We start from the raw sequence: 24,631 nt of genomic DNA, 5'->3' as shown, positions 1-24,631 counted from the left end.
AAGTCGGTCCGCTTTGGGCTGATAGCGGTCAAATGTGCTTGTCGCATCAAATCGAGTGAGAGCCGGCAGCTTTGGGCTCGAAGCAGATATCTGATTGGTTTGGCCAATGAATGCTTTGCGTTGTGACCAGTCAGTGAAAAATTAACGGATATGAGTCTGCAATTTCTTGTCGGCAAGGGAATCGCCCATCAGAGCGCCAAAATCATCCGTGCCTTCCAATGCGACAACAACGTGCAGTGCCTAACCCTCAACAGATATCAAGCAACAAATAGAAGGTGGTCAATAGGGTGGATAGAAAAAGTCTCAATTAGCTCATCACATTGATAAAATTAATATTTTTCGGGGAATTTGGTGCCCAGGAGAAGCATTGCTGTTGAAGGTGTTGATGCGTAAGTATTTGGAAATAAACACTATTGCAACTCAGTGTTTTCCTGCGTGTCGCTTTTTGTGTCACCTTTTTTGACCTTTGTAGCCTGTGCTCAAATCTTCTGGGAACTCGGATGTAAACTGGCAATTCGAGCGTGAAGTTATTCGGCCTTATAGTGAAGGCATCAACGGAACCTTCACCCGCAAACTACCCCAAAACCTGTGTCCACAGGATGGCCTCGGGTTCGCACCGCAGGTGGGTTCGCGAATATAGTTTCTGAAGGAATGGCCGACTCACCTTTTGTGTCCGCCTCCGCAAGAAGAAAGGCATCACCAGCCGTACGTCCAGAAGGGCCTCTTGATTGGCCGGGTCTCATTAGAGAAAGCTGACCTGCCGAAGAATCTTAGCGGATCGTCAACAGGTTTGGGCAGATGTGGTCCTCCGATCAGTTCGCTTTACTAAAAGATGGCGATGGACACGGCCTTAGTGTTCAGTGAGTCTCGCTAACGTCTACGCAATCCAATAGTCGCCCAAATCAATGATGCCGTCATCACTGATCTCGTCCACCAGTTGGGCACCCGTGATTACGTAACTCTCTCCGGAATTCGGAACACCGTCTGCATCAGCGAACGTTGCGCCGATAATGACGTCGTCTAATCCATCGTTGTCGAAGTCTCCTACGGATGAGACCGACCAGCCGCTGTAGTCTGTTAAATCAATCCCTTTGATGGTGATCCCCTCCGATGAAGTAAGTGCAGAAAGGTCTATAACACCGTCATCCGTTTTCTCATTGGACAAAGCGGAACCAAATATGACGTATGTCTCACCAGCTGCAAACGAGCCATTTTGACTGACCAGCCGTGCACCGATTATCAAGTCGCTGAGGCCATCGCCATCAACATCACCCGCGGAAGCAACCGAAACACCGCTTTGGCCGAATACATCCAAACCCTCAATTATGACGCCGTCAGAAGCCGAAATTGATGCTAAATCAAGAACACCATCGCCAGACTTTTCTGCCTCAAGAGTGGCCCCATAAACCAGATAACTCTCGCCAGCACTTTGGCTCGTGATACCGTCAGCACCGGGCGCACCTATAATCACATCGTCTTTACCATCACCGTCAACGTCGCCGGCAGACGAAACAGAAAAACCGCTACCATCTCCGGCATCAATGCCAGCAATCAGAACTCCTTCATTAGCAGCAAGTGTCGCGAGATCTAAAACTCCGTCATCTGTCTTCTCACTGGTTAGAGCGGACCCGTATATGAGATAACTCTCACCTGCCCCACTCTGACCATTCGGATCAGCCCTTCGTGCGCCGATGATTACATCACCAAGGCCATCTCCATCCACATCGCCAGCCAATGAGACGGAATACCCACTCCAGTCGCCACCATCCACGCCCTTGATCAGGACGCCTTCGGATGTCGAGAGAGTCGCAAGATCAATTGTTCCATCTCCAGGCTTCTCAGCGGCCAGTGTAGACCCGTAAACAAGGTAACTTTCACCAGCATCTACTATGCCGTATGGATCAGCATGCCATGCACCGATAATAACATCATCGAGACCGTCTCCGTCGATATCGCCCGCCGAAGAAACGGAAATGCCGCTCTCGTCGAATAGATCAATTCCCTTGATAAGCACACCTTCAGTTGAAGATAAAGCGGCCAAATCGATAACTCCGTCTGCGCTTTTTTCGTCCGTCAAGGCCGAGCCATATATGAGGTAAGTCTCACCTGTATTTCTGACGCCATCTGCATCAGCGAGGCGAGCACCGACGATTACATCATCTAAACCATCTCCATCCACGTCGCCGGCATTTGACACTGACCAACCGCTGAAGTCGGCTGTATCGGCACCCTTCAGCAAGACACCCTCTGCTGCAGCCATACTTGCCAGATCAAATTCAAAGTGGTCCGCCTCCAAGCCTGCCAAAGCCGCACCGAAAACAACGTAGGTTTCACCTGCTTGCGAAGCGGCGTTGGGTGCACCGATGATGATGTCATCCAGTCCATCGCCATCAACATCGCCCGCTGAAGCAACGGACCACCCACTGTTATCTCTGAAATCAATCCCCTTGATAAGAACTGGCGAGAGAGAGTCGCTGACACCGGTCAACGTGACCTCGATAGTTGCGGTTGCTAAGGACCCGTCAGGAGAAGCTGTGGTGTACTGGATATCGAATTTCTTGATCTCGCCCTCGGCAAGGCTGTCAACATCCGCGCCATTGGCGTCGAAAGTAGCAAAGCCATCTTCTGAAACGGTCATTGTACCGAGCGACAGTCCGTCAATCGAAATAGATGCCTCGAAGCCCGTCGTGGTTCTTGCGAACTCTGAGCCGTCTGGGTCGATCACGCTTGTAACAAGGTTGACCGAACCGTTGGTGTCATTGCTCAAAACATTGACGCTAGCTGACTCATTTTCCAGAAGGAACAAAAAATCATCGTCAGCTACTCCATTGGACTGGTCGCCCAATTTCAAAGATCCATTTCGAGACCCGTGGGCGTTACCGACTGAAGTGTATCGGATCGCAAAATCCGAGAGGTCCAGCATATTGAGTGTGAGATCAACCGTTTCATGATCGAGTATAAAGCTTGTTTCTTGGATGTCGTCGGTTGAAAGCCCTTTGGTTCCGAACTCAATTCCTACATCAAAAGCCCCAAGTAGGTTGGAAACAGTGCCAATAACATTGGCGTCCTGCCCCAGTGAAGTGACGCTGTCTTCTTCTGTTAGCGTGTGCGTCACGTCATAGCCAGTTACGGAAAGCTCTGAAACATCAACATCACTCAAGTCGAAGAATAGAGCGCGCAGGTCTCCGATAGCACCGGCGCCCAGAACCATGAGATCAAACTTTAAGGTCCCTTCGTCCGTCTCTGTAACTGTGACCCTCGTTTTGACCTGACCTTCAATGATAAAGGAAATCGAACGTGCCATCGTACCCCTCCCAAAGCAGCCAAGGGCAAAAACATAGCAAACTTACTATGTGATGTGCTTGATCTACGTCAAATGACACGCTTCTTAATTTTAAGTTATTGAATAACTTACATATTGTAGCCCTAGAGCAAGTTCGATCCGAACGGGGCAATCCTGCCTTTGGAAACATTGTGTTTCGCAAATCAGGTCAATCTGGAGGCTAATAATGCATACAGGAAATTCGCGGCTCGGAGGACTTTGATGCGGTCACTCAAGAAGACGGTCAATTGGGGCGATCATCAAGAACGTCGTTCTGGCCGGGACGCTTTTCTATCCAGAGTATACTTAAGAAGGTCTCGCTCATATGAGCAGCGGTATTCCTGTGAGCCACGAGATTCAACCAAAGTTGCTGAAGCGCATCCGCTTGGGAGAACACATAAACCTGATCCTTCAAGGCCCCTGTCGAGGGTCTATGAGGGGAAGTGTCGGCGACGCCTGCCAACCCTGTAACGCCTATCTCATCGCATCCAAAAGCAGCGGCATTGAGAACACATCTGACAAGAAGTCAAGATCTTACGTAAATGCTTGTTTCACCATTTGTGTCACCTCACTCGAGGGCGAAGTTGGGCAGTGTTACCAACTAGTTCCAAAAGAAAGAATCTTAAATTACTCCTCATCTTTAGCCTCCGCCTGCGGAAGGTGAATTTGGCGGCCACATACTCTTCGTTTTACAACAACATTATGGGGTAGGACGGCACCTTTGGAGAAAGCGATTGCAGATTCTTTGGGTTGATGAAACGCTCGTCTCAAACAACTTGAGCAGGCTACAATGAACCTCGTGACACCCATTTCAGTGAATTGGCGCAAACCTTCTCTAGAGGCTTTCAAAGCGAGCCTTAATAATAAGCTTGATGCAGATGATGTTGGCGGCAAGAAAGGTCGACCCTTTGGGCGAGAATTGGTGGGAGTGGATCAAGATCAGCTGCCCTCCGGATTGGTTAAGCGGAGCGAAGTCTTTGCGCTGGCAGCGGATGCCACAGTGAACACCGCCACAGTCTGTGCAGCCGCGATGGCTTGGGGCGGCATGAACATGCGGTTCCACCGAGAGTTTTTTAAGCTTGGAGACGATGGTTGGTTGAGCGTAGCCGATGGCATTCGCAGCGGCAAACTAAGCCGAATGGTTGCATATGATTCTTTTTGCGACTTGAGGAAGAAGGGCAAGCTTTATGGAGTTGGTCCGGCGTATTTCACAAAACTGCTTTATTTTCTCACTCCACGTGGTCGGGGAGATTGTTCCCAAGGATACATTATGGATCAGTGGGCTGGATGCTCCATTAATCTTCTTCGAGGCGAAGAAGTCGCCTTAATGAACGTCGCCAAGATTTGGCACCGTGGCGACTCTAAACCTAGATTCACTTTTACTGTTTCTGATGCAAATACAGGCGCCAACTACGAGGCTTTTTGCGCTACAGTAGACAGCTTGCGAGAATTGTTTGAACTTTGCCCTGACAAAATTGATCGTGCGCTTCTAGGAAATGGAGGAAAGAAAAAGTCAGATTGGCGTCAGTACGTGATTGATCATCGCGATATGTAACTTTCCAATATTGAAGTCTGGATGGTGAACGTACAAGTGCTGCCAACTGGTTGTATTAAGTTCAGTATCGGTCGATTTCTTATCAGTTTGCCATTAGGCGGAACAACAAGCTTCTGACAACTTCGATGTGAACGAAGTGTTCCCATGGCCATTCACAGGCTCAAAACACAGACTTACATTCAACAAACCGAATTCGCCGGCATTGTTGATCCACAAGCCCTCTGAATTCTCATTTGGTCGGTTGATCGCTCTACTTGTGGCCGGTTCACTGGCTTAGTCTATCGCAAGGTTACTTTATCAAGCTACCAAGGTTATTAGTAAGACGATGGAGGCAGGGCTGATCAAATTTGCAGACGAGGAACATCCTCGTGCAGGCTATCATCCGATTTGGGCCTGACTTGCTTTCTTGATCCATTCTTGATCCTCGCTAACTGAAGTATAGAACGAAAGAGAAACAAGTATCAGGGTCTTCCTCTACTCAATACCACTAAGCGTATTCAGTCTTTCAAGCGTTCTCTGAACTTGTGAAGCCTGCCAGCTACCACCCCTAGCTGTAGGCACCCCAGAAGCGTTTAGAGCGTTCGCTATGGCCCTTAAGCTAAGCCCCTGCATTCTCAGCGGCAAAATCACATTAGCGACCTTATCAGCCCTTTCCTTGGCTCTCCGCTGAACCTCTACGTTACGCTTATTGGTTTTATCCCGCAGCCCGCCAAGCTTAACTCCCTTAGCCTTTACCTCTGCAAGTGCGGCTTTAGTTCGAACTGAAATGAATTCCCGTTCCTGCTCTGCCAATGCTGCGTAGATATGCAATTGGAATTTATCAGCGCTGGGCATTGAAGCGACCCGAAGCTTGATCTTTGGGTCGTCCATCAGCGTGGCAATGAATGACACCTTTCGGCTCAAACGGTCCAGCTTTGCCACCAACAGTTCAGCACCTGTTGCCCGTGCCAGCTTCATAGCTTCCTGAAGTTCCGGCCTGTCATCGCTCTTACCCGACAAAATGTCCGTAAATTCACCGATAACCTCGAAGGGTTCCTCGGAATAGGTTTCTAGGAAAATCCCAATGTCTCTTTCCTGCGCAGCCAGACCCAAGCCGGAGCGGCCTTGATCTTCTGTGCTTACCCGCTTGTAGATGATGTACTGCTGCATTTTTTGTCCAATAATTTGACTTTACAATCGATTGTAAGAAGCGTCGTTGCGAACCTCAACGTAGGTTGTGAGTGTTACATAGGGCTGCTTCAATTCAGTTTTGTACCTCCGCCATTCCTTCCGAAGTTGTCTTTGCCCCACTAAGAGGGGGTGGGGGTTTGAGAATACGACTTCAAAAAACAGGGGGGTTATTTTGGTTCTTATTGTTGTTGGAAATTGTCCGGTCCGTTCGATTAAAGAGGGTTCGTAGAGTCCCAGAGACGCCGATGAACGGGTGTCCTGTGTCCCGTCCCTTTTAGGTATATGGACAAAGGACATGAGCCACAAACCCCTGTGAAGGAGGGCTAACGCCCCCCTCCTGAACACCTGCAAAACTGACCTTCAAAAAACTTCGTCCAGCACCCTGCTATCAGTTTCTGGAAATTCCCTCTCTGTGTCCGCTGAAGTATGCCATTTAGGGTTTCGGAGGTCTTTCGCCTTTTTGAAGCACTCCCTTTTTTCCACTTCAGTTATGACACCCAAGGCGATGAGGCGTTTGAGCCTGTTGTCTACCGTCGTTTTCCCTATCCCCAACGCCGCACCTATTTCTCGGAGTGATGTGTACTGAAGGCCCGTCAGAGCCAAATATACTTCGTCGTCCTTTGGGTCTTCCGGAACATCCTCGGATACCTTCCAACCATCGGCATCAAGGGTCCAAATCCGGTTGGCTATGCGATGATCTCCTTTGCTCCGGTACTTGGTAAACTCGGCTCGGAACTTCGCTTGGCCCGTGGCTGACACCTTGGGTTTCTTCAGCCCCAAGATGATTTCAAACGTAGCCTCAAGGGCTGTCGAACCTCTCATGCTGTGGCCGCCTTTGTTGGCGTGGTGAACCAAAACCGTAGAGACTCCCTCACGCTTCAGTTCCAAGAACAGGTCTTGGACCTTTTTGAAGGCGGTGGCGTCGTTCTCATCGTCCAAGCCGCTGGAAAGGGTGGTGAAGTTGTCCAGAATGAGCAGGTCATAATTGCCCCGAACTTCGTTTATCAGGTGCCGTTGGTGGTCTGGGTCTGTAATGTCATAAAACGACGATCCTAACTCTTGGTCCTGTCTGGCGATGATTGTCAGGTTTTTCAGAGCTGCCTCAGTCTGCTCAGTGGTGGTTAGAATATCCATGTCCCGGACCATCATCCGAAGCCGCTCCTGAAGGTCTCTGATATTCATTTCGCCGTCGATATACAGAACCCGTCTGGCCTGAGGTGCAACCCAGTCTCCCAGTGTACCGCCCCCTGCCACTGCTAAAGCCATGCTCAGGCTGAACATGGTTTTCCCAACGCCCGTAGAGGCCCAGAGTACGCATGTTTCCTCATTGCGTAGCCATGGCTCTAAGATCATTGTTCGTGGGGAAAACTCCCTATTCAGCAAATCGCCTGTGGTCGCTGACTTCAGTTTTGAAAGTTCATTCACGTGTGTTCCTTTCCATATCCGTATGTTCTACGGATTTCGTGTTTTCGGTTTTCTGGGGTGGGCAGAACTCAACCAGCCGTGGCAGATGGTGTTTCAGCCAGTGCTCGGCAGCTGACTTGGGATCAAGTCGGCATGGACGATTTTCTGTAGATGCTCAGCCAGAACACTAGCCGAGTAACCCTGACCGTAGTTCGCCCCCATTCCCTTGGTTTGCCAGCCGCAGATTGCGTCTTGGATTTCCTTTGGTACTTGGGCGTCTCTCAGCCTGTCTTGAACGGTATGGCGAAACGAATGCGCCGACTTTTGATCCTTCCTGTCCAACGGGAAAGACCTCAACCAATTATTAATTGTGTTTGAGGCATAAGTGGCCTTGTTCGTGTGTGGTGAAACTCGAAAATCGATATAGCGTGGGAACAGATACCCGTTCTGGGCATGATCTTTGGCCCTTCTCACAGCCCACAGCCCGGCGCCGACAAGCGGCACCAATCTCTCTGACCCTTTTGTCTTCAGGCTCCGTGCCTCATTTGGGCGCACCATTAGGTATGGGGATGGTTCGCTCAAAACGGCGTCTTCGACCCTCAAACCAACTGCCTCTGCACAACGCATTCCAGTTTCGGAAAGCAGGGCAATAATCCACCTAATGTCATCATCCGCTTTAAGGCATTCGGACTGGATCAGCCTTAATTCTTCGGTAGAGAAAGGAAGCCTGTCTTTGCTGTCTTCGCCTAAGTTCGGGATGTTGATGGCGTCGAAGATTCCCCGGTTCTCGATTTCATGTTCGCGACAGATGGTATTGAAGATCGGCCTGATGTCATTCAGTCGCCTCTTAACGGTATCGGTCTTGTTGCCCTTTCGAAGTAAGTGGTCTCTGAACTGGTTGGCGTGAGAGCGGCTATACTGGTCAATTGGCAGGTCGCCGCAGATGGAGATAAACTCAGAGACGACCGTGGCGCGAGTTCTTCCCTTCTTTGCTTGTGGGTCTTCACCCTTTAGTTCCTGAAATTCCTTTAGGGCTTGAGATAGAAAGACAGGCACCTTCGCTCCGTAGAACAGTTCAGCAGCCTGTCGATGAACCGGAGGAAGACTTTCTCGCCAGTTCGGTGTTTGATCTTCAGAACCGGCAATCCCCGCTTGGAGGTATATTTCATCCAGAAATGTATCTGGATCCAAGTCATACCTTGCATACTCTACGTGCTGACCCGGTTTCAAACCATGTGCATCAAGGAGGGCCATGGCGGCAGCGATTGTGTCTGGGCTTTCAGTGACTTCGCCGTTTCTTAAACGATCCCACAGCGCATTTTGCCGTACGGTGTGCTCGTTGGCCTTTCGAGTGGCTTCTTTGAGGCACTTGGTCTTTAGGCTGAAGTGGTCCTCACCCCTTTTTCCGACGTTCGGGTAGTGCCTTAGTAAGTCAGATGGGATTCGTCGTCGGTAGTAATAAACTCCGCCCTTCTGTTTCTTATAAACATATTTCACCGAAACCATTGTTGCCCCTTTTGTAGAGATGATTAGAGGCATTGTGTCACCTCATGTGTCACCTTAGGGGTGTTGTAATTTTGGTTATCTTTTTGTTTTGATAGAATTTTTGAGAGAGACATTGGTGCCCAGGAGAGGACTCGAACCTCCACGTCCATACGGACACTAGCACCTGAAGCTAGCGCGTCTACCAATTCCGCCACCTGGGCAGGTGTCGTGGAGGGGCGTTTAAGCCTACTGGCGGTGGGCGTCAACCAGATTCGGGAAGTTTTTTGAAAGTTTTTTGACTGACGTCCGAGGTCGACGGAACTGGGCCTCGATTTCCGAAATGCGCGGCGTTATTGCGCCTTGTTTGCTTGGGTTTTGAGGGGTAGATCGTGTTAGACCCATCAGCAGGAGCCCTCGCATGTCCAAACTGGTCACGATTTATGGCGGATCCGGATTTGTCGGCCGATACGTCGCCCGGCGTATGGCAAGTGAAGGGTGGCGTGTCCGGGTGGCCGTACGGCGACCAAATGAGGCCATGTTCGTCAAGACATACGGTGTTGTGGGCCAGGTTGAGCCCATTCTGTGCAATATCCGCGATGACGCCTCGGTTGCGCTGGCGATGCAGGGCGCAGATGCCGTGGTCAACTGCGTCGGCGTGCTGAACGAGCTGGGCAAGAATGAGTTCGACGCAGTGCAGGCCGATGGTGCCGAGCGTATTGCGCGGCTGGCTGCGCAGCAGGGGGTCGCGCAGATGATGCATATCTCAGCGATCGGCGCGGATGCAGAGTCGGACAGCCAGTATTCTCGAACCAAGGCGCAGGGTGAGGCCGCAGTTCTGGCACATATGCCGGGCGCGGTTATCTTGCGCCCTTCGGTCATATTCGGGACCGAAGATCAGTTCTTCAACCGTTTTGCGGGCATGACGCGGATGAGCCCGTTCCTGCCTTTGGTGGGTGCAGGGACAAAATTCCAACCTGTTTTCGTGGACGACGTGGCCAAAGCCGCCGTGAAGGGTGTTCTGGGGCAGGCTCCGGCTGGCGTGTATGAACTGGGCGGGCCAGAGGTAAAGACTTTCCGGGCATTGATGCAGCAAATGCTCGACGTGATTCACCGCCGTCGGGTCATTATCGGAATGCCATTCTGGGCGGCGCGGATCATGGCCGGCGTTCTGGACATCGTGAAATTCGTCAGTTTCCAGCTTTTCCCAAACAATATCCTGACCCGTGATCAGCTTAAGAACCTGCGGCGCGACAATGTTGTATCGGAAAGTGCGATGGGATTCTCCGATCTGGGTATTGAGCCGACCACTTTGGAATCGGTGTTGCCTGAATACCTGTGGAAATTCCGCCCCTCGGGTCAGTATGACGACATTCAGAATTCAGCGAAGAACCTGAAGATCTGATCAGCTATAGGCGATGATCAGCAATGCTGCGCCCAGTACGACACGATAGATCACGTAGGGCGTGAAGCTGACGCTTCGCAACAGGCGCATCATCAAGGTCAGGGCCAGCAGCGCCGAAATAAATGAAAAGAAGGCGGCGATAGCCCCGTCAATGGCCAGTTGCGCATCGGCCTCGCAGATCACATCGACCGACAGCAAGGTTCCTGATGCCAGAATTGTCGGGATCGACATCAGCATGGCGATCCGTGCGCCGTCCTCTCTGGTATAACCCAAGTGCCGCGCGCCCGTGATGGTGATCCCTGACCGCGACGTACCCGGTAAAAGCGCCAATACTTGCCAAAGGCCCATGATGGCTGCGTCTCTGATGCCCCAGTCTCCGGCCTTTTTTGTTTGCGGCCCTTTCTGATCCATCCAATAGAGCAACAGACCAAATCCCAGCATCGTCCACCCGATTACTGCAATCGAGCGCAGTGATTGGCTGAGGCCGGTTTTGAACAGGATGGCACCGACGATGATGGTTGGAATCGTCGCGATGATAAGGCCCATGGCCAGACGCGCCTCGGCAGAATCGGTGCGCCCGGCCAAGGCCCGAGGCAGGCCAGAGGCGGCTTGCTTCACCTCGGACCAGAAATACAAAACCACCGCGCCCAGCGTGCCGACATGTACCGCAACGTCAATGGCCAGCCCCTGATCGTCCAAGCCGGTCAGGCTGGGCAAAAGGATGAGATGTCCAGAGGATGAGATCGGCAAAAATTCGGTTATACCCTGAATTATTGCTGCGAGAATCAGTTGAAAAAGGCTCATTTACCTGCCCGTGCCGCCGTCACGTATTCTTTGCGACCAATGGGTATAAGTGTGGTGCCGAAAAGAAAAGCGCGCAATTAGGTCCGAATCGGAACTAAAAAGATAAAGTTTTTTCATTTGGCTGGCCGATCCTGAGGATATTTTTCAAAGTAGGTCAGTATAATTGACTTTTCATCTGATCATGTATCTCTTAAAGAAGCTCGACCAAGCCAATTCATGGAGTCTGACCTGTGGCCAAGCAACCGATGCTGAAATTTGTGCAAGTCGATCGCGCCATGCCCGAAAAGCGCGCCGCGGACGCGCGCAAGGAAGACTTTGACGAAATCTACTCGGAATTTGCCTCGGCCAAGGCCGAAGAGCAGGCCAGCCGCTGCAGCCAATGCGGTGTGCCGTATTGTCAGTCGCATTGTCCGCTGCACAACAACATACCAGACTGGCTGCGCCTGACCGCGACTGGCCGTTTGGAAGAAGCCTATCAAACCAGTCAGGCCACCAACACCTTCCCCGAGATTTGTGGCCGCATCTGCCCGCAGGATCGCTTGTGCGAAGGGAATTGTGTGATCGAACAGTCCGGCCACGGCACTGTCACGATTGGCACGATCGAGAAATACATCACCGACACCGCCTGGGACAAAGGTTGGGTGAAGCCAGTCGTACCGGGTGCAGAGCGTAGCGAAAGTGTGGGCATCATCGGTGCTGGCCCCGGTGGTCTGGCCGCTGCTGATATGCTGCGTCGGTCGGGAATTCAGGTCACTGTTTATGACCGTTATGACCGTGCGGGCGGGTTGCTGATGTACGGCATTCCGGGTTTCAAGCTGGAAAAAGACATCGTGCAGCGCCGCAATGATCTGCTGGCCGATGGCGGAGTTGAGTTCGTTTTGAACTGCGACGTCGATGCCGCGAAATTCGACGAAATTCGTGGGAAGCATGACGCGGTGATCATCGCGACGGGCGTCTACAAGTCTCGCGACCTGTCCATGCCGGGCAGCGGTCTGGCCGGGATCGAAAAGGCGATCGACTTCCTGACCGCCTCGAACCGCAAGAGCTTTGGGGATGCTGTCGAGGATTTCGACAATGGCCGCCTGAACGCCGAGGGTAAGAAAGTTGTCGTGATCGGTGGCGGTGATACCGCGATGGATTGCGTTCGCACCTCGATCCGTCAGGGCGCGACCTCGGTCAAATGCCTGTATCGCCGCGACCGCGCCAACATGCCGGGTTCGCAGCGCGAAACGCAGAACGCCGAAGAAGAAGGCGTGGTCTTTGAATGGCTTAGCGCGCCAAAAGGCTTTACCGGAGACGACAAAGTGTCTGGCGTGATGGTGCAGAAAATGCGTCTGGGTCAGCCCGACGCCACCGGTCGCCAAGCCCCGGAGGTGATCGAAGGTGCGGATTATGTCGAAGATGCCGATCTGGTGATCAAGGCGCTGGGGTTCGAGCCAGAAGACCTGCCCACCCTATTCGGCCAACCAGACCTGCCCGTGACTCGCTGGGGCACCGTCAAGGCTGCGTTCCAGACCGGTGAGACCGAGATGGACGGCGTCTATGCCATCGGTGACATCGTGCGCGGGGCCTCTCTGGTCGTGTGGGCGATCCGTGACGGTCGCGACTGTGCCGATGCGATCATCGATCGATTCAACGCCAAGGCTGCGGTCGCAGCCGAGTAAGCCCAGCGATCAGGAGGGGCAGGATGCCCGAGTTGCAAGGCCAATGCATGTGCGGTGCAGTCACTGTAACCGCGACCCCGGCGCAGGACGCGCTGGGTGCGTGTCATTGCGATCAATGCCGCCGCTGGACCAGTTCGATGTTGATGACCTTTCCAACCGAACCCGGCTATGCCGCGTTGGGACCGGTTAAGACCTTTACGTCGTCAGACTGGGCTGAACGAGCATTTTGCAGCGAATGTGGCTCTGCACTTTGGTATCGGATCACTCTGCCGGGCGAGATGCACGGACATACACAAATGGCGGCTGGCCTGTTTGAAAACGCCGCAGGCGGCCCGCTGAAACTAGAACTCTATATCGACAAAAAGCCCGAAGGGTACGCGTTTGTAGGCGAGCGCCGGCAGATGACCAAAGCCGAGGTCGAAGCCATGTACGCCCAACCGCAAGAAGGAGACAGCCAATGACCAAATATGATGCCGATTGGGTGCGCGCCGAAGAAACCAAACGTCAGTGGATGGCGGAAAACGGTCTCTATTCCGAGGAAGAAGAGCATTCTTCCTGCGGTGTGGGCCTTGTTGTATCCGTTGACGGAAAGCCGTCGCGCAAGGTTGTTGATGCGGGGATCGACGCTCTCAAGGCGATCTGGCACCGGGGTGCCGTGGATGCAGATGGCAAGACCGGCGATGGCGCTGGTATCCACGTGCAGATCCCTGTTCCCTTCTTTTATGACCAAATCCGTCGCACCGGGCACGAGCCCAATCTGGATGAGCTGATCGCGGTTGGTCAGGTCTTTCTGCCACGTACAGATTTTGGCGCACAGGAAAGCTGCCGGACCATCGTGGAAACCGAAGTTCTGCGCATGGGTTATTACATCTACGGCTGGCGTCACGTGCCCGTCGATGTGACCTGTCTGGGTGAAAAGGCCAACGCGACCCGGCCAGAGATCGAGCAGATCCTGATTTCCAATTCCAAAGGCGTGGATGAAGAAACCTTTGAGCGTGAGCTTTATGTTATCCGTCGCCGCATCGAAAAAGCAGCCTTGGCCGCGGGGATTTCCGGGCTGTACCTGGCGTCGCTGTCGTGCCGCTCGATCATCTATAAGGGCATGATGCTGGCCGAGCAGGTTGCGGTTTTCTACCCCGACCTGATGGACGAACGGTTCGAGTCCGCCTTTGCGATCTATCACCAGCGCTATTCGACCAACACCTTCCCACAATGGTGGCTGGCGCAGCCTTTCCGCATGTTGGCCCATAATGGCGAGATCAACACGCTGAAAGGTAACGTAAACTGGATGAAAAGCCATGAGATCCGCATGGCGTCCTCGACCTTTGGCGACTATGCCGAGGATATCAAGCCGATCATCGCAGGTGGATCGTCGGATTCGGCCGCATTAGACTCGGTTTTTGAGGTTCTGGTGCGCGCGGGTCGTTCCGCGCCCATGGCGAAAACCATGCTGGTACCGGAAAGCTGGTCCAAGCAGGCGGTCGAGCTGCCGCAAGCGTGGCGCGACATGTATTCCTACTGCAACTCGGTGATGGAACCGTGGGACGGCCCCGCAGCCTTGGCCATGACAGACGGTCGCTGGGTTTGCGCCGGTCTGGACCGCAACGGTCTGCGCCCCATGCGCTATGTCGTGACGGGTGATGGTCTGGTTATCGCCGGGTCCGAGGCCGGGATGGTGCCGATTGATGAGGCTTCGGTGACGGAAAAAGGCGCTTTGGGTCCGGGTCAGATGCTGGCCGTGGATATGAAGCGCGGCAAGCTCTATCGCGACAAGCAGATCAAGGACAAACTGGCGCGTGCCCTGCCGTTTGGAGAGTGGGTCGGCAAAATCAATGATCTGGATGAATCACTTGCGGGTGAGACCGAAACCGCGAAGTTCAGCGGTGAGGAACTGCGCAAGCGTCAGATCGCGGCTGGATATTCGGTTGAAGAGCTGGAGCAAATCCTCGCGCCGATGGCCGAGGATGGCAAGGAATCCATTGCCTCGATGGGTGATGACACCCCGTCGGCAGTTCTGTCCAAGCAGTACCGCCCGCTCAGCCATTTCTTCCGCCAGAACTTTAGCCAGGTGACCAACCCGCCGATCGACAGCCTGCGTGAATACCGCGTGATGTCGCTGAAGACTCGGTTCGGAAACCTGAAAAACGTGCTGGATGAAGACAGCAGCCAGACCGAGATCATCACCTTGGGCAGCCCCTTTGTCGGCAACGCCCAGTGGGAGAAGCTGGTCGAGACCTTCAACTCACCCCTCGCCGAAATCGACTGTAGCTTTGAGCCTGGTCGCGGTGCTCTGAACGCTGCACTGGCCCGTATCAGAGCCGAAGCAGAAGAAGCCGTGCGTTCGGGCGCTGGCCATCTGGTGCTGTCCGATATGAACTCGGGCGAGGGCCGCGTGGCGATGCCGATGATCTTGGCAACCAGTGCTGTTCATTCGCATCTGACCCGTCAGGGGCTGCGGACTTTCTGTTCGCTGAACGTGCGCTCGGCCGAATGTGTCGATCCGCATTACTTTGCCGTGCTGATCGGGTGCGGCGCGACCGTTGTGAACGCCTATCTCGCCGAGGACTCGCTGGCCGACCGCATTGATCGCGGCCTGCTGGATGGAACGCTGACGGAAAACGTGGCGCGCTATCGCGAGGCAATCGACCAGGGTCTGCTGAAGATCATGGCCAAGATGGGCATCTCGGTGATTTCCTCCTATCGCGGCGGTCTGAACTTTGAGGCCGTTGGCCTCAGTCGTGCGATGGTGGCCGAATATTTCCCCGGAATGACCAGCCGGATTTCCGGTATCGGCGTGACCGGTATTCAGGCCAAGGCCGAGGAAATCCACGCCAAGGGCTGGGACAGCGGTCTGGACGTGTTGCCCATCGGTGGTTTCTACAAGGCGCGTAAATCTGGTGAAACCCACGCGTGGGAAGCGACCTCGATGCATATGATGCAGATGGCCTGTGATCGCGCGTCCTATGAGTTGTGGAAGCAATATTCGGCCAAGATGCAGTCGAACCCGCCGATCCACCTGCGCGACCTGATGGATTTCAAACCGCTGGGCAAGCCGGTGCCGATTGAAGAGGTCGAGTCGATCACCTCGATCCGCAAACGGTTCGTGACCCCGGGCATGTCGCTGGGTGCGTTGTCGCCCGAGGCGCATAAGACGCTGAACGTGGCGATGAACCGGATCGGAGCGAAATCTGACTCGGGTGAGGGCGGCGAAGATCCGGCGCATTTCGTGCCAGAGCCGAATGGCGACAACCCCTCGGCCAAGATCAAACAGGTGGCCTCGGGCCGGTTCGGTGTGACCGCCGAGTATCTGAACCAGTGTGAAGAGCTTGAGATCAAGGTCGCCCAAGGTGCAAAACCCGGTGAGGGTGGCCAGTTGCCGGGCATGAAGGTGACCGACCTGATCGCGCGTCTGCGGCACTCGACCAAGGGCGTGACGTTGATCTCACCGCCGCCGCATCACGACATCTACTCGATCGAGGATCTGGCGCAGCTGATCTACGACCTGAAGCAGATCAACCCGCGCTGTAAGGTGACGGTCAAGCTGGTCGCGTCCTCGGGCGTGGGCACGATTGCGGCAGGTGTGGCCAAGGCGAAAGCGGATATTATCCTTATTTCGGGTCACAATGGCGGTACGGGCGCTTCGCCCGCGACCTCGATCAAATATGCCGGTCTTCCGTGGGAGATGGGCCTGACCGAGGCGCATCAGGTTCTGGCGATGAACAACCTGCGCGACCGGGTGACCCTGCGCACCGATGGCGGGTTGCGGACCGGGCGCGATATCGTGATGGCCGCGATGATGGGGGCCGAGGAATACGGCATCGGAACCGCCGCCCTGATCGCGATGGGTTGTATCATGGTGCGTCAGTGCCAGTCGAACACCTGTCCTGTTGGTGTGTGTACGCAGGACGAATCCCTACGCGCCAAGTTCACCGGCAATGCGGATAAGGTCGTCAACCTGATCACCTTCTACGCGCAGGAAGTGCGTGAACTGCTGGCTAGCCTCGGTGCGCGCTCGATTGATGAGATCATCGGGCGGGCCGATCTGCTGGCGCAGGTCAGCCGGGGTTCGGCGCATCTGGACGATCTGGACCTGAACCCGCTGCTGATCACCGTCGATGGCGCGCAGGACATCGTTTATAATCGCCGCAAGGATCGCAACGCGGTGCCTGACACGCTGGATGCCGAGATCGTGCGCGACGCAGCTCGGTTCCTGAAGGATGGTGAGAAGATGCAGCTGTCTTACGCGATTCAGAACACGCACCGGACGGTGGGCACGCGGGTTTCCAGCCATATCGTGCAGAATTTCGGCATGCGGAACACGTTCCAGTCCGACCACCTACATGTAAAGCTGCAGGGCTCGGCCGGTCAGTCGCTGGGGGCGTTTGCGGCTCCGGGGTTGAAGCTGGAAGTGTCCGGTGACGCCAATGACTATGTTGGCAAGGGTTTGTCGGGCGGCATGGTCATCGTGCGCCCGCCGCAGGTCAGCCCGCTGAAGGCAGATGACAACACGATCATTGGCAACACCGTTTTGTACGGTGCCACCGACGGCCACCTGTTCGCGGCAGGCCGTGCGGGTGAACGGTTTGCGGTGCGGAACTCGGGTGCCAAGGTGGTGATCGAGGGCTGTGGCTCGAACGGGTGCGAATACATGACCGGCGGTGTTGCGGTGATCCTCGGGGACATTGGGGCCAACTTTGGCGCAGGCATGACGGGTGGCATGGCTTATCTGTATGATCCCGAAGGCAAGGCGCAGGCGTTGATGAACATGGAAACGCTGGTGACCTGCCCAGTGACTGTGGACCATTGGGAAGCAGAGCTGAAGTCGCTGATCGAGACCCATCACGCCGAAACCCACAGCCGCAAGGCCGCGGACATTCTGCAGCATTGGGATGTAGAAAAAGCCAACTTCCTGCAGGTCTGCCCGAAAGAGATGTTGAACAAGCTCAGCCATCCCTTGACCAACGAGGCAACAGCCGTTCCCGCGGAATAAGCTGCCTGAAATCTGAACAAATAAACCCGCGTGTCATCAAAAACACGCGGGATTTCCTATTTCTCTGCAATTCCTACGGTTTTCTTGTGTTATCCCTGTATTCGGGCCTAGTTCGGATCATAACGTTTTGAGGGTTTGCAGCCTTGCTGCGGCCCGGCTTTACGAGTTCGCAGGAGCACCTAAATGCCCACGACCTATACAGACCAGTTCTATGTATTTGATCCCGCCAACCCGGATGCAACGGGGACGGTTCCGGGATCAACTCTCACCGTTCAGAAGTTCGACATCGTGGACCAGAACGACAACGGTCTGGTCAATAGGCTGAATGGCGACTCGGTCGACGGATCGGACATCCGATCATCCTTTTTTGACGATGTGGTCACCATCCAACTGTCGGATGGGACGCAGATCACCTACACGGGCGTGACCTTCTATCTTGCCGATGGCCGCGAGGTCTTTACCCCAACGGACGGGAAGGTTCTGCAGGATGGAACCTTTGTCAGCTCATCGGTCACGGATTTCAGCGATACGGGAAACTCGTTTGGCTCGGTCAGCATAGCCAATGATGATCTGGGGCCGCCGTGTTTTACACCGGGAACCCTTATCGACACTCCGAACGGCCCTCGGCGGATTGAAGTGCTGAAGCCCGGAGATCAGGTAACAACGGCCGACAACGGAGCGCAGCCCTTGCTGTGGGTGGGTAAAACGACTGTGCCGGCCGAGGGAAAACTGGCCCCCATTCGATTTGAGGCCGGGGTCTTGGGCTTGGATCACCCTCTCACCGTATCCCCTCAGCATAGAATGTTGATAGAGGATTGGCGCGCGCCTTTCCTGTTTGGCCATTCCGAAGTTCTCATTGCAGCCCATTGTCTGACCAACGGGACTACGGTCAAACGCGTCGAGGGCGGCCAGGTTGAATATATTCACCTGCTATTTTCACGCCATGAGATCGTTTTTGCCAATGGCGCAAAGACAGAAAGCTACTACCCCGGCCACGCGATTGCGCAGGCGGACAAGGACATTCAAGCTGAGATGCTGACCCTCTTTCCCGAGTTGCGACGGAGAAACTCGGGTTTACCAGAAACGGCCCGCCCGGTGGTGCGCCCCCGCGAAGCGCGCACAATCGCCATATAAACCGTTCCAAACTCGTGCTCCGCGTCGTATAGCAACTGCATGGCAAAGAAAGCAGCACGCAAATCGAGCGGTAAGAAAAGCAAGGCGTCCAAATCCAAGAAAACGATGATCCCACGCGTCCGCCTCTGGGTGGGCCGGATCGTGTTGGCAGCGGTCGCTTTCGTGGTGGCTTTGGTGCTGCTTTATTCTGTGGTCAATCCGCCGATCACACATACGATTTGGTCCGAGTGGCGGCGTCTGGGCAAAGTTGAAAGAGACTGGGTGCCGATTGAAGACATCTCTCCGGTCATGGTGCGGTCTGTTGTGGCGGCTGAGGATGCGAATTTCTGCCTGCATTGGGGCTTTGACGTAGAAGCCATTCGCGATGCGCTTGAAGATGGCGGTACGCGCGGGGCGTCGACGATTACCCAGCAGATGGTGAAGAATGTCTTTCTTTGGCAGGGGCGAAGCTGGGTCCGCAAAGCGCTGGAAACCACGATCACCCCGGTCGTTGAAATCTTTTGGAGCAAGCAGCGAATTGTCGAAGTTTACCTGAACGTGGCCGAGACTGGAAATGGGGTTTTTGGCGTAGAGGCGGCAGCCCAGAAAAACTTTAATGTACCAGCTTCGCGACTGTCGCCGGTGCAGGCCGCCCGTATAGCCGCCATCCTGCCGTCGCCGCGCAACAAGTCGGTCACGGACCCCTCGGTTCGGACGCGCCGTCGCGCTGCAGCGATCCTGGATGGAGCGGCCACCATTCGCGCAGATGGTCGCGCAAATTGTTTCGAGGATTGAAACCCACGGCCTCGCAAGGCTAAAGCAGAAGAGTATTCACTGGTTCGATTGGAAGATCATGGCGCGTCTGTTTCACGTTCCCCTGTCCCCTTACTGTCGCAAGGTTCGCCTGTCTCTGGCGGAAAAGAAGATCGAAGTAGAGCTGGTGGAAGAGAGGTACTGGGAAAAAGACCCGGACTTCCTACGCCGAAACCCGGCGGGAAAAGTTCCGGTTCTGCGGCTGGACGGAAAGATCATGTCCGAGAGCACAGCCATCTGCGAGTATATCGAAGAAACACGACCGGAACCTGCGCTTTTGCCTAAAACACCGGAAGACAGGTACGAGGTTCGGCGTCTGGTTGCGTGGTTTGACGACAAGTTTCACCAGGAGGTCACCTCGAAGCTATTGTATGAGCGGGTGAACAAGAAGGTTACCGGCGAGGGCTATCCGGACAGCAAGAACGTCAAGGAAGGTGCCAAGGCAATCAAGTATCATCTGGATTACATGGCCTGGCTGTTGGATCATCGCCGCTGGCTGGCCGGAGATCAGATGACGCTGGCGGATTTTGCAGCGGCTGCGCATCTGTCGGCGCTGGATTATATCTCGGACGTGGATTGGAACCGATCCGCGGCGGTGAAGGATTGGTACGCCAAGATCAAGTCACGCCCTGCGTTTCGGTCGATTCTGGCGGATCAGGTGCCGGGTTTCCGGCCACCGCCTCATTACGCTGATCTGGATTTCTGATAGGGTAGCAGGGGGGCTGTCTGCCCCCCATCGCGCCGGGGCGCGATTCCCCCCGAGGATATTTGGGCCAGATGAAGAACGGATCGGGTTTGAAGGACAGGTTGGTGGCGCAGGCCCTGAGTGAGGGGTTTGTGTCCTGTCGTATCTGCCGCCCTTGGGATGTACCCGAGGTGCCCGCTCGGTTGGAGGCGTTTTTACAGGCCGGGTACCACGGGCAGATGGGGTGGATGGCCGAGCGGACCCATTGGCGCGGTGATCCGGCAGCTTTGTGGCCCGAGGCGCGCTCGGTGATCATGCTGGCCGAAAGTTATACGCCCGAACATGATCCGACCGAGGTATTGCAGCACGCGGAACGCGGGGCGATTTCTGTTTATGCGCAGAACAAGGATTATCATGATCTGGTCAAAAAGCGCCTCAAACGGCTGGCGCGGTGGTTGATCGCCGAAGCCAGAGGAGAGGTGAAGGTGTTTGTCGATACCGCACCGGTGCCGGAAAAGGCGCTGGGCCATGCGGCCGGGCTGGGATGGCAGGGGAAACACACCAATCTAGTTAGCCGAGACTGGGGGAATTGGGCTTTCATAGGGTCTGTTTTCACCACTTTGGAATTGCCATCAGATATGTCGGAGGTTGATCATTGCGGATCGTGTCGGGCCTGTCTGGATGTGTGCCCGACTGACGCTTTTCCGGGTCCGTATCAATTGGACGCGCGGCGCTGCATTTCTTATCTGACCATCGAACACAAGGGTCCGGTTGATGAAGAGCTGCGCGGGAAAATGGGAAATCGAATATATGGTTGCGATGATTGCCTAGCCGCGTGTCCCTGGAACAAGTTTGCCGTCGCCGCAAGCGATCTGAGATATGCGGCGCGTCCCGAGTTGAAGTCTCCGCCCTTGGCGGAACTGGCTGGTTTGGATGACGCGGCGTTTCGCGAAAAGTTTTCGGGGTCGCCCATCAAGCGGATCGGGCGGGATCGCTTTGTGCGGAATGTTCTATATGCAATCGGAAATTCCGGATTGCCGGAATTAAGGCCAGCTGCGGCGCGGCTGGTCGACGATCCCGATCCGACGGTGGCCGATGCCGCGCGCTGGGCGGTGAAACAACTGGCTTGAGTGCCGCAAACGGGGTGGACGTGTCGCTGCGAACCGCTACACCGATCTTCAGCGAACAGTGAGGAGGTCCCGATGGCGTTGGCTTTGGGGGTGGATACAGGCGGAACCTATACGGATGCAGTCCTTATTCGGGACGAAAAGGATGTGATAGCCTCGGCCAAATCTCTGACCACACGGGCGGATTTGGCGATCGGTGTGGGCAAAGCGATCTCGGCCGTGTTTGAACAGGCGCAGGTCTCGCCGGATCAGATCTCGATGGCGTCGCTGTCCACGACGCTGGCCACCAATGCCCTTGTCGAAGGGCAGGGTGGGCGCGTTGCGCTTGTTTACATCGGGTTCAAACAGGCGGATCTGGACAGGCACGGGCTGAAGGATGCCTTGAAAGGTGATCCGGCCGTGGTACTGAACGGGGGTCACACGCATGCCGGGGCTGAGGCTGCCCCTCTGGATACCGAGGCACTTTTGTCCTTTTTAGACTCGCATGCAGGTGTGTCGGGGTTTGCGGTGGCGGCGCAGTTTGCGACGCGGAACCCAGCGCATGAGCTTGAGGCCGCCCAGATCATTGCAGAAAAGACAGGTGCGCCGGTTACGTGTTCGCATCATCTGTCTGCCAAGCTGAATGGCCCAAAGCGCGCCGTGACCGCTGTGTTGAATGCTAGGCTGATTGGAATGATCGACCGGCTGATCGGGCGCGCGCAGGATCAACTGGTAGAGCTTGGTATTTCGGCGCCGATGATGGTTGTGCGCGGTGATGGCGCCTTGATGAGTGCGGAACAGGCTCGGGACCGGCCGATCGAAACCATTCTGAGCGGACCCGCTGCGTCGATTGTAGGGGCGAGTTGGCTGACCGGGGCCGAGAACGCTTTGGTCTCGGACATCGGGGGTACGACTACGGATATAGCGTTGATCCGGGATGGCAAACCGGCGATTGACCCAGCCGGAGCGCAGGTGGGCGGCTTTCGCACAATGGTCGAGGCCGTGGCCATGCGGACGCATGGGCTGGGCGGTGACAGTCAGGTGCATGTGAGGACCGAAGGCTTGGCAGGCGGCGTGTTCCTTGGACCGCGGCGGGTTTTACCTGTCTCGCTGATTGCGGCAGAGCATCCCGAAGTTGTTCATCCGGTTCTTGATGCACAACTACGCGCGACAACGGTGGGTGAGCATGACACGCGTTTTGCACGTCGCGTTCCGGGCCTTCATGCCGAAGGTTTGGGGCCACGGGAAGACGCGGTTTTGGAAAGGCTCGGGGATCGGGTTGTGCCATTGTCGGACTTGCTGAAAACCCGGATGGAAAGCGGCGCGTTGACGCGGCTTGTGGATCGCGGGATCGTTCAGGTCAGTGGCGTCACCCCGTCTGATGCGTCCCATGTGCTTGGGCGACTGACCTCGTGGGACACAGAGGCGGCGCGAAAAGCGCTGGAGTTGATGGCGCGCAAGCGAGTTGGAACCGGGGATGCCTTGGCTGTAACACCGGAAGCATTAGCCGAGATGATCGTGGCTCAGCTGACCGAGCAGACCTCTTTGACCTTGTTAGAGACTGCTTTTGCAGAAGAAGCTGAGGATTTTGGGCTGTCTGCAACAGACCTGGCTCGCCATGTTCTGACGCAAAAAGGGTTGGATCGGCACCGCGGTTTGCTGGCACTGGATGCGGCCCTGAATGTGGATGTGATCGGCCTTGGGGCGTCGGCGCCCAGCTATTACCCAGCGGTAGGAGAGCGGCTGCATTGCAAAATGATCCTGCCCGAACACACCGGCGTGGCCAATGCGATTGGCGCTGTGGTGGGCCGGCTGACGTTGCGCCGATCGGGGACCGTAACGTCACCGTCAGAGGGGCGCTATAGGGTGCACCTTGAGACCGGGCCGCAGGACTTCACCGAATCCCAAGAAGCATTGAAGGTTTTGCAGGCTGCCCTGAAAGACCAGGCTGAAAGCGAAATCCGTCAGGCGGGTGCTGAAGATATCCGGGTGATCGTAGACCGCGATATCCGGACCGCCCGAATTGAGGCTCAGGACGTTTTTGTTGAAGCAACCGTAACGGTCGAGGCCAGCGGCCGCCCGAGGGTGGCGTCAGGTTAGCCCCAGGTTGGGGCCAACCACTATTCGGCCGCGTTGCGCTTTGGCAGAACCCAGTCGGGGCGCGGGAAATGGCAGGTATAGCCGTTCGGGATACGCTCAAGATAATCTTGATGTTCCGGCTCAGCCTCCCAGAAATCGCCTACGGGTTCGACTTCGGTAACGACTTTGCCGGGCCAGATGCCACTGGCGTCCACGTCTGCAATCGTGTCCAGAGCGACCTGTTTCTGGTCATCATCCACAAAGTAGATGGCGGACCGGTAACTCATGCCGATGTCGTTGCCTTGTCGGTTGACCGTGGTCGGGTCGTGGATCTGGAAAAAGAACTCCAGCAGGTCGCGAAAGGTGATCTGCGCAGGGTCAAAGAAAATCTCGATCCCCTCGGCATGGGTGCCGTGATTGCGATAGGTGGCGTTTGGTACGTCACCGCCGGTGTATCCCACACGGGTACTGGATACGCCGGGCAATTTGCGGATCAGATCCTGCATGCCCCAAAAGCAGCCACCTGCAAGAACGGCGCGTTGTTCGGTCATTGGGTGTCCTCCACATGAATCAGGTATTCGCCATAGCCTTCATCCTCCATGTTATCGCGATGGATAAACCGCAAGGAGGCCGAGTTGATGCAATAGCGCAGCCCGCCATGTTCGCGCGGGCCGTCGGGGAACACATGCCCAAGATGGCTGTCCCCGTGTTTCGACCGGACTTCGGTTCGGATCATACCCAGTGTTCGGTCGGTGAACTCCTCAACGTGTTCGTGCACGATGGGCTTTGTAAAGCTGGGCCAGCCGCAACCGGATTCGTATTTGTGGGTCGAGGCAAACAGCGGTTCGCCCGAAACGATGTCGACGTAAATCCCCGGTTCCTTGTTGTTCAGCAGCTTGCCGGTTCCGGGGCGCTCTGTCCCGCTGTTCTGGGTGACGTGGTATTCCTCGGGTGACAGGGCAGCGATCGCCTCGGGGTCTTTGGTATAGCGGGTCATTGGTCCTCGGGACGTGTGGAAATGGGTTTGGCCTAATAAATG

General features: G+C 55.2%; 17 protein-coding genes and 1 tRNA gene. 10 read left to right on the top strand and 8 right to left on the bottom strand.

Going from position 1 to position 24,631, the window contains the following annotated elements:
• Positions 1 to 877: 877 nt before the first annotated feature.
• Positions 878 to 3,304 (bottom strand): VCBS domain-containing protein, encoded by a 2,427-nt coding sequence (locus ACR0LH_RS20400; RefSeq protein ID WP_480722252.1) that lies wholly within the window; start codon positions 3,302 to 3,304, stop codon positions 878 to 880.
• A gap of 808 nt (positions 3,305 to 4,112) precedes the next feature.
• Between ACR0LH_RS20400 and ACR0LH_RS20395 the strand changes: the two genes are divergently transcribed.
• Positions 4,113 to 4,877, top strand: coding sequence for an 8-oxoguanine DNA glycosylase OGG fold protein (locus ACR0LH_RS20395; RefSeq protein WP_480722251.1), 765 nt, complete (start codon positions 4,113 to 4,115; stop codon positions 4,875 to 4,877).
• Positions 4,878 to 5,351: 474 nt separating this feature from the next.
• Here the strand turns inward: ACR0LH_RS20395 and ACR0LH_RS20390 are convergent, their stop codons facing one another.
• The 4 genes from ACR0LH_RS20390 to ACR0LH_RS20375 all read right to left on the bottom strand — a co-directional run bounded on the left by ACR0LH_RS20390 (position 5,352) and on the right by ACR0LH_RS20375 (position 9,157).
• On the bottom strand, positions 5,352 to 6,026 hold the full coding sequence (locus ACR0LH_RS20390) for a recombinase family protein (protein WP_480722250.1): 675 nt from the start codon (positions 6,024 to 6,026) through the stop codon (positions 5,352 to 5,354).
• Positions 6,027 to 6,407: 381 nt separating this feature from the next.
• Positions 6,408 to 7,472, bottom strand: coding sequence for an AAA family ATPase (locus ACR0LH_RS20385; protein ID WP_480722249.1), 1,065 nt, complete (start codon positions 7,470 to 7,472; stop codon positions 6,408 to 6,410).
• 93 nt (positions 7,473 to 7,565) lie between these two features.
• A complete protein-coding gene (locus ACR0LH_RS20380) occupies positions 7,566 to 8,990 on the bottom strand; it encodes a DUF6538 domain-containing protein (protein ID WP_480722247.1) in 1,425 nt (474 codons plus the stop codon).
• An 80-nt stretch (positions 8,991 to 9,070) separates the two neighbouring features.
• Positions 9,071 to 9,157: transfer RNA gene (locus ACR0LH_RS20375), tRNA-Leu, on the bottom strand.
• A 197-nt stretch (positions 9,158 to 9,354) separates the two neighbouring features.
• On the opposite strand from ACR0LH_RS20375, the gene ACR0LH_RS20370 reads away from it, so the two are divergent.
• Entirely contained in the window at positions 9,355 to 10,338 is a 984-nt protein-coding gene (locus ACR0LH_RS20370; RefSeq protein ID WP_480722245.1) for a complex I NDUFA9 subunit family protein, read from the top strand.
• Here the strand turns inward: ACR0LH_RS20370 and ACR0LH_RS20365 are convergent, their stop codons facing one another.
• Positions 10,339 to 11,142, bottom strand: a complete 804-nt coding sequence (locus tag ACR0LH_RS20365) for an undecaprenyl-diphosphate phosphatase (protein WP_480722244.1) — start codon at positions 11,140 to 11,142, stop codon at positions 10,339 to 10,341.
• Between the two features lie 230 nt (positions 11,143 to 11,372).
• On the opposite strand from ACR0LH_RS20365, the gene ACR0LH_RS20360 reads away from it, so the two are divergent.
• From ACR0LH_RS20360 to ACR0LH_RS20325, 8 genes are all read left to right on the top strand, one after another.
• Positions 11,373 to 12,806 (top strand): NAD(P)-dependent oxidoreductase, encoded by a 1,434-nt coding sequence (locus tag ACR0LH_RS20360; protein ID WP_170803157.1) that lies wholly within the window; start codon positions 11,373 to 11,375, stop codon positions 12,804 to 12,806.
• A gap of 23 nt (positions 12,807 to 12,829) precedes the next feature.
• The gene (locus tag ACR0LH_RS20355; RefSeq protein WP_170699573.1) at positions 12,830 to 13,267 is read left to right on the top strand and encodes a GFA family protein; all 438 of its coding nucleotides are present in this window, start codon (positions 12,830 to 12,832) and stop codon (positions 13,265 to 13,267) included.
• Complete coding sequence (gene gltB, locus ACR0LH_RS20350) at positions 13,264 to 17,796, top strand: glutamate synthase large subunit (RefSeq protein WP_480722242.1); 4,533 nt, start codon at positions 13,264 to 13,266, stop codon at positions 17,794 to 17,796. The genes ACR0LH_RS20355 and gltB overlap by 4 nt, the downstream gene beginning before the upstream one ends.
• A 183-nt stretch (positions 17,797 to 17,979) precedes the next feature.
• Positions 17,980 to 18,930, top strand: coding sequence for a Hint domain-containing protein (locus ACR0LH_RS20345; RefSeq protein WP_480722240.1), 951 nt, complete (start codon positions 17,980 to 17,982; stop codon positions 18,928 to 18,930).
• 39 nt (positions 18,931 to 18,969) lie between these two features.
• Positions 18,970 to 19,704, top strand: a complete 735-nt coding sequence (gene mtgA / locus ACR0LH_RS20340; RefSeq protein ID WP_480722239.1) for a monofunctional biosynthetic peptidoglycan transglycosylase — start codon at positions 18,970 to 18,972, stop codon at positions 19,702 to 19,704.
• 58 nt (positions 19,705 to 19,762) lie between these two features.
• Positions 19,763 to 20,428 carry an FtsZ-binding protein FzlA gene (fzlA, locus tag ACR0LH_RS20335; protein ID WP_170386802.1) on the top strand — a complete coding sequence of 222 codons (666 nt, stop codon included), beginning with the start codon at positions 19,763 to 19,765 and terminating at the stop codon, positions 20,426 to 20,428.
• Positions 20,429 to 20,499: 71 nt separating this feature from the next.
• Complete coding sequence (gene queG / locus ACR0LH_RS20330) at positions 20,500 to 21,537, top strand: tRNA epoxyqueuosine(34) reductase QueG (RefSeq protein WP_480722238.1); 1,038 nt, start codon at positions 20,500 to 20,502, stop codon at positions 21,535 to 21,537.
• Positions 21,538 to 21,609: 72 nt separating this feature from the next.
• Positions 21,610 to 23,613, top strand: a complete 2,004-nt coding sequence (locus ACR0LH_RS20325; RefSeq protein WP_480722237.1) for a hydantoinase/oxoprolinase family protein — start codon at positions 21,610 to 21,612, stop codon at positions 23,611 to 23,613.
• 20 nt (positions 23,614 to 23,633) lie between these two features.
• Here ACR0LH_RS20325 and msrA read toward each other — a convergent pair whose 3' ends face one another.
• A complete protein-coding gene (gene msrA, locus ACR0LH_RS20320; protein ID WP_170777077.1) occupies positions 23,634 to 24,143 on the bottom strand; it encodes a peptide-methionine (S)-S-oxide reductase MsrA in 510 nt (169 codons plus the stop codon).
• Complete coding sequence (msrB, locus tag ACR0LH_RS20315) at positions 24,140 to 24,589, bottom strand: peptide-methionine (R)-S-oxide reductase MsrB (protein ID WP_170564689.1); 450 nt, start codon at positions 24,587 to 24,589, stop codon at positions 24,140 to 24,142. Before msrB ends, msrA begins: the two co-directional genes overlap by 4 nt.
• Between the last annotated feature and the right edge of the window lie 42 nt (positions 24,590 to 24,631).

The organism is Ruegeria sp. CL6, from assembly GCF_056536465.1.
This window is presented reverse-complemented; position numbering and strand designations above follow the sequence as displayed.

Bases quoted from the DNA above. Each gene is read 5' to 3' on its own strand.
- ACR0LH_RS20400 (WP_480722252.1), bottom strand. From the start codon at position 3,304: ATGGCACGTTCGATTTCCTTTATCATTGAAGGTCAGGTCAAAACGAGG.
- ACR0LH_RS20325 (WP_480722237.1), top strand. From the start codon at position 21,610: ATGGCGTTGGCTTTGGGGGTGGATACAGGCGGAACCTATACGGATGCA.
- ACR0LH_RS20380 (WP_480722247.1), bottom strand. From the start codon at position 8,990: ATGCCTCTAATCATCTCTACAAAAGGGGCAACAATGGTTTCGGTGAAA.
- ACR0LH_RS20355 (WP_170699573.1), top strand. From the start codon at position 12,830: ATGCCCGAGTTGCAAGGCCAATGCATGTGCGGTGCAGTCACTGTAACC.
- ACR0LH_RS20370 (WP_480722245.1), top strand. From the start codon at position 9,355: ATGTCCAAACTGGTCACGATTTATGGCGGATCCGGATTTGTCGGCCGA.
- queG (WP_480722238.1), top strand. From the start codon at position 20,500: ATGAAGAACGGATCGGGTTTGAAGGACAGGTTGGTGGCGCAGGCCCTG.
- msrB (WP_170564689.1), bottom strand. From the start codon at position 24,589: ATGACCCGCTATACCAAAGACCCCGAGGCGATCGCTGCCCTGTCACCC.
- gltB (WP_480722242.1), top strand. From the start codon at position 13,264: ATGACCAAATATGATGCCGATTGGGTGCGCGCCGAAGAAACCAAACGT.
- fzlA (WP_170386802.1), top strand. From the start codon at position 19,763: ATGGCGCGTCTGTTTCACGTTCCCCTGTCCCCTTACTGTCGCAAGGTT.
- ACR0LH_RS20395 (WP_480722251.1), top strand. From the start codon at position 4,113: ATGAACCTCGTGACACCCATTTCAGTGAATTGGCGCAAACCTTCTCTA.
- ACR0LH_RS20390 (WP_480722250.1), bottom strand. From the start codon at position 6,026: ATGCAGCAGTACATCATCTACAAGCGGGTAAGCACAGAAGATCAAGGC.
- ACR0LH_RS20365 (WP_480722244.1), bottom strand. From the start codon at position 11,142: ATGAGCCTTTTTCAACTGATTCTCGCAGCAATAATTCAGGGTATAACC.
- mtgA (WP_480722239.1), top strand. From the start codon at position 18,970: ATGGCAAAGAAAGCAGCACGCAAATCGAGCGGTAAGAAAAGCAAGGCG.
- msrA (WP_170777077.1), bottom strand. From the start codon at position 24,143: ATGACCGAACAACGCGCCGTTCTTGCAGGTGGCTGCTTTTGGGGCATG.
- ACR0LH_RS20345 (WP_480722240.1), top strand. From the start codon at position 17,980: ATGCCCACGACCTATACAGACCAGTTCTATGTATTTGATCCCGCCAAC.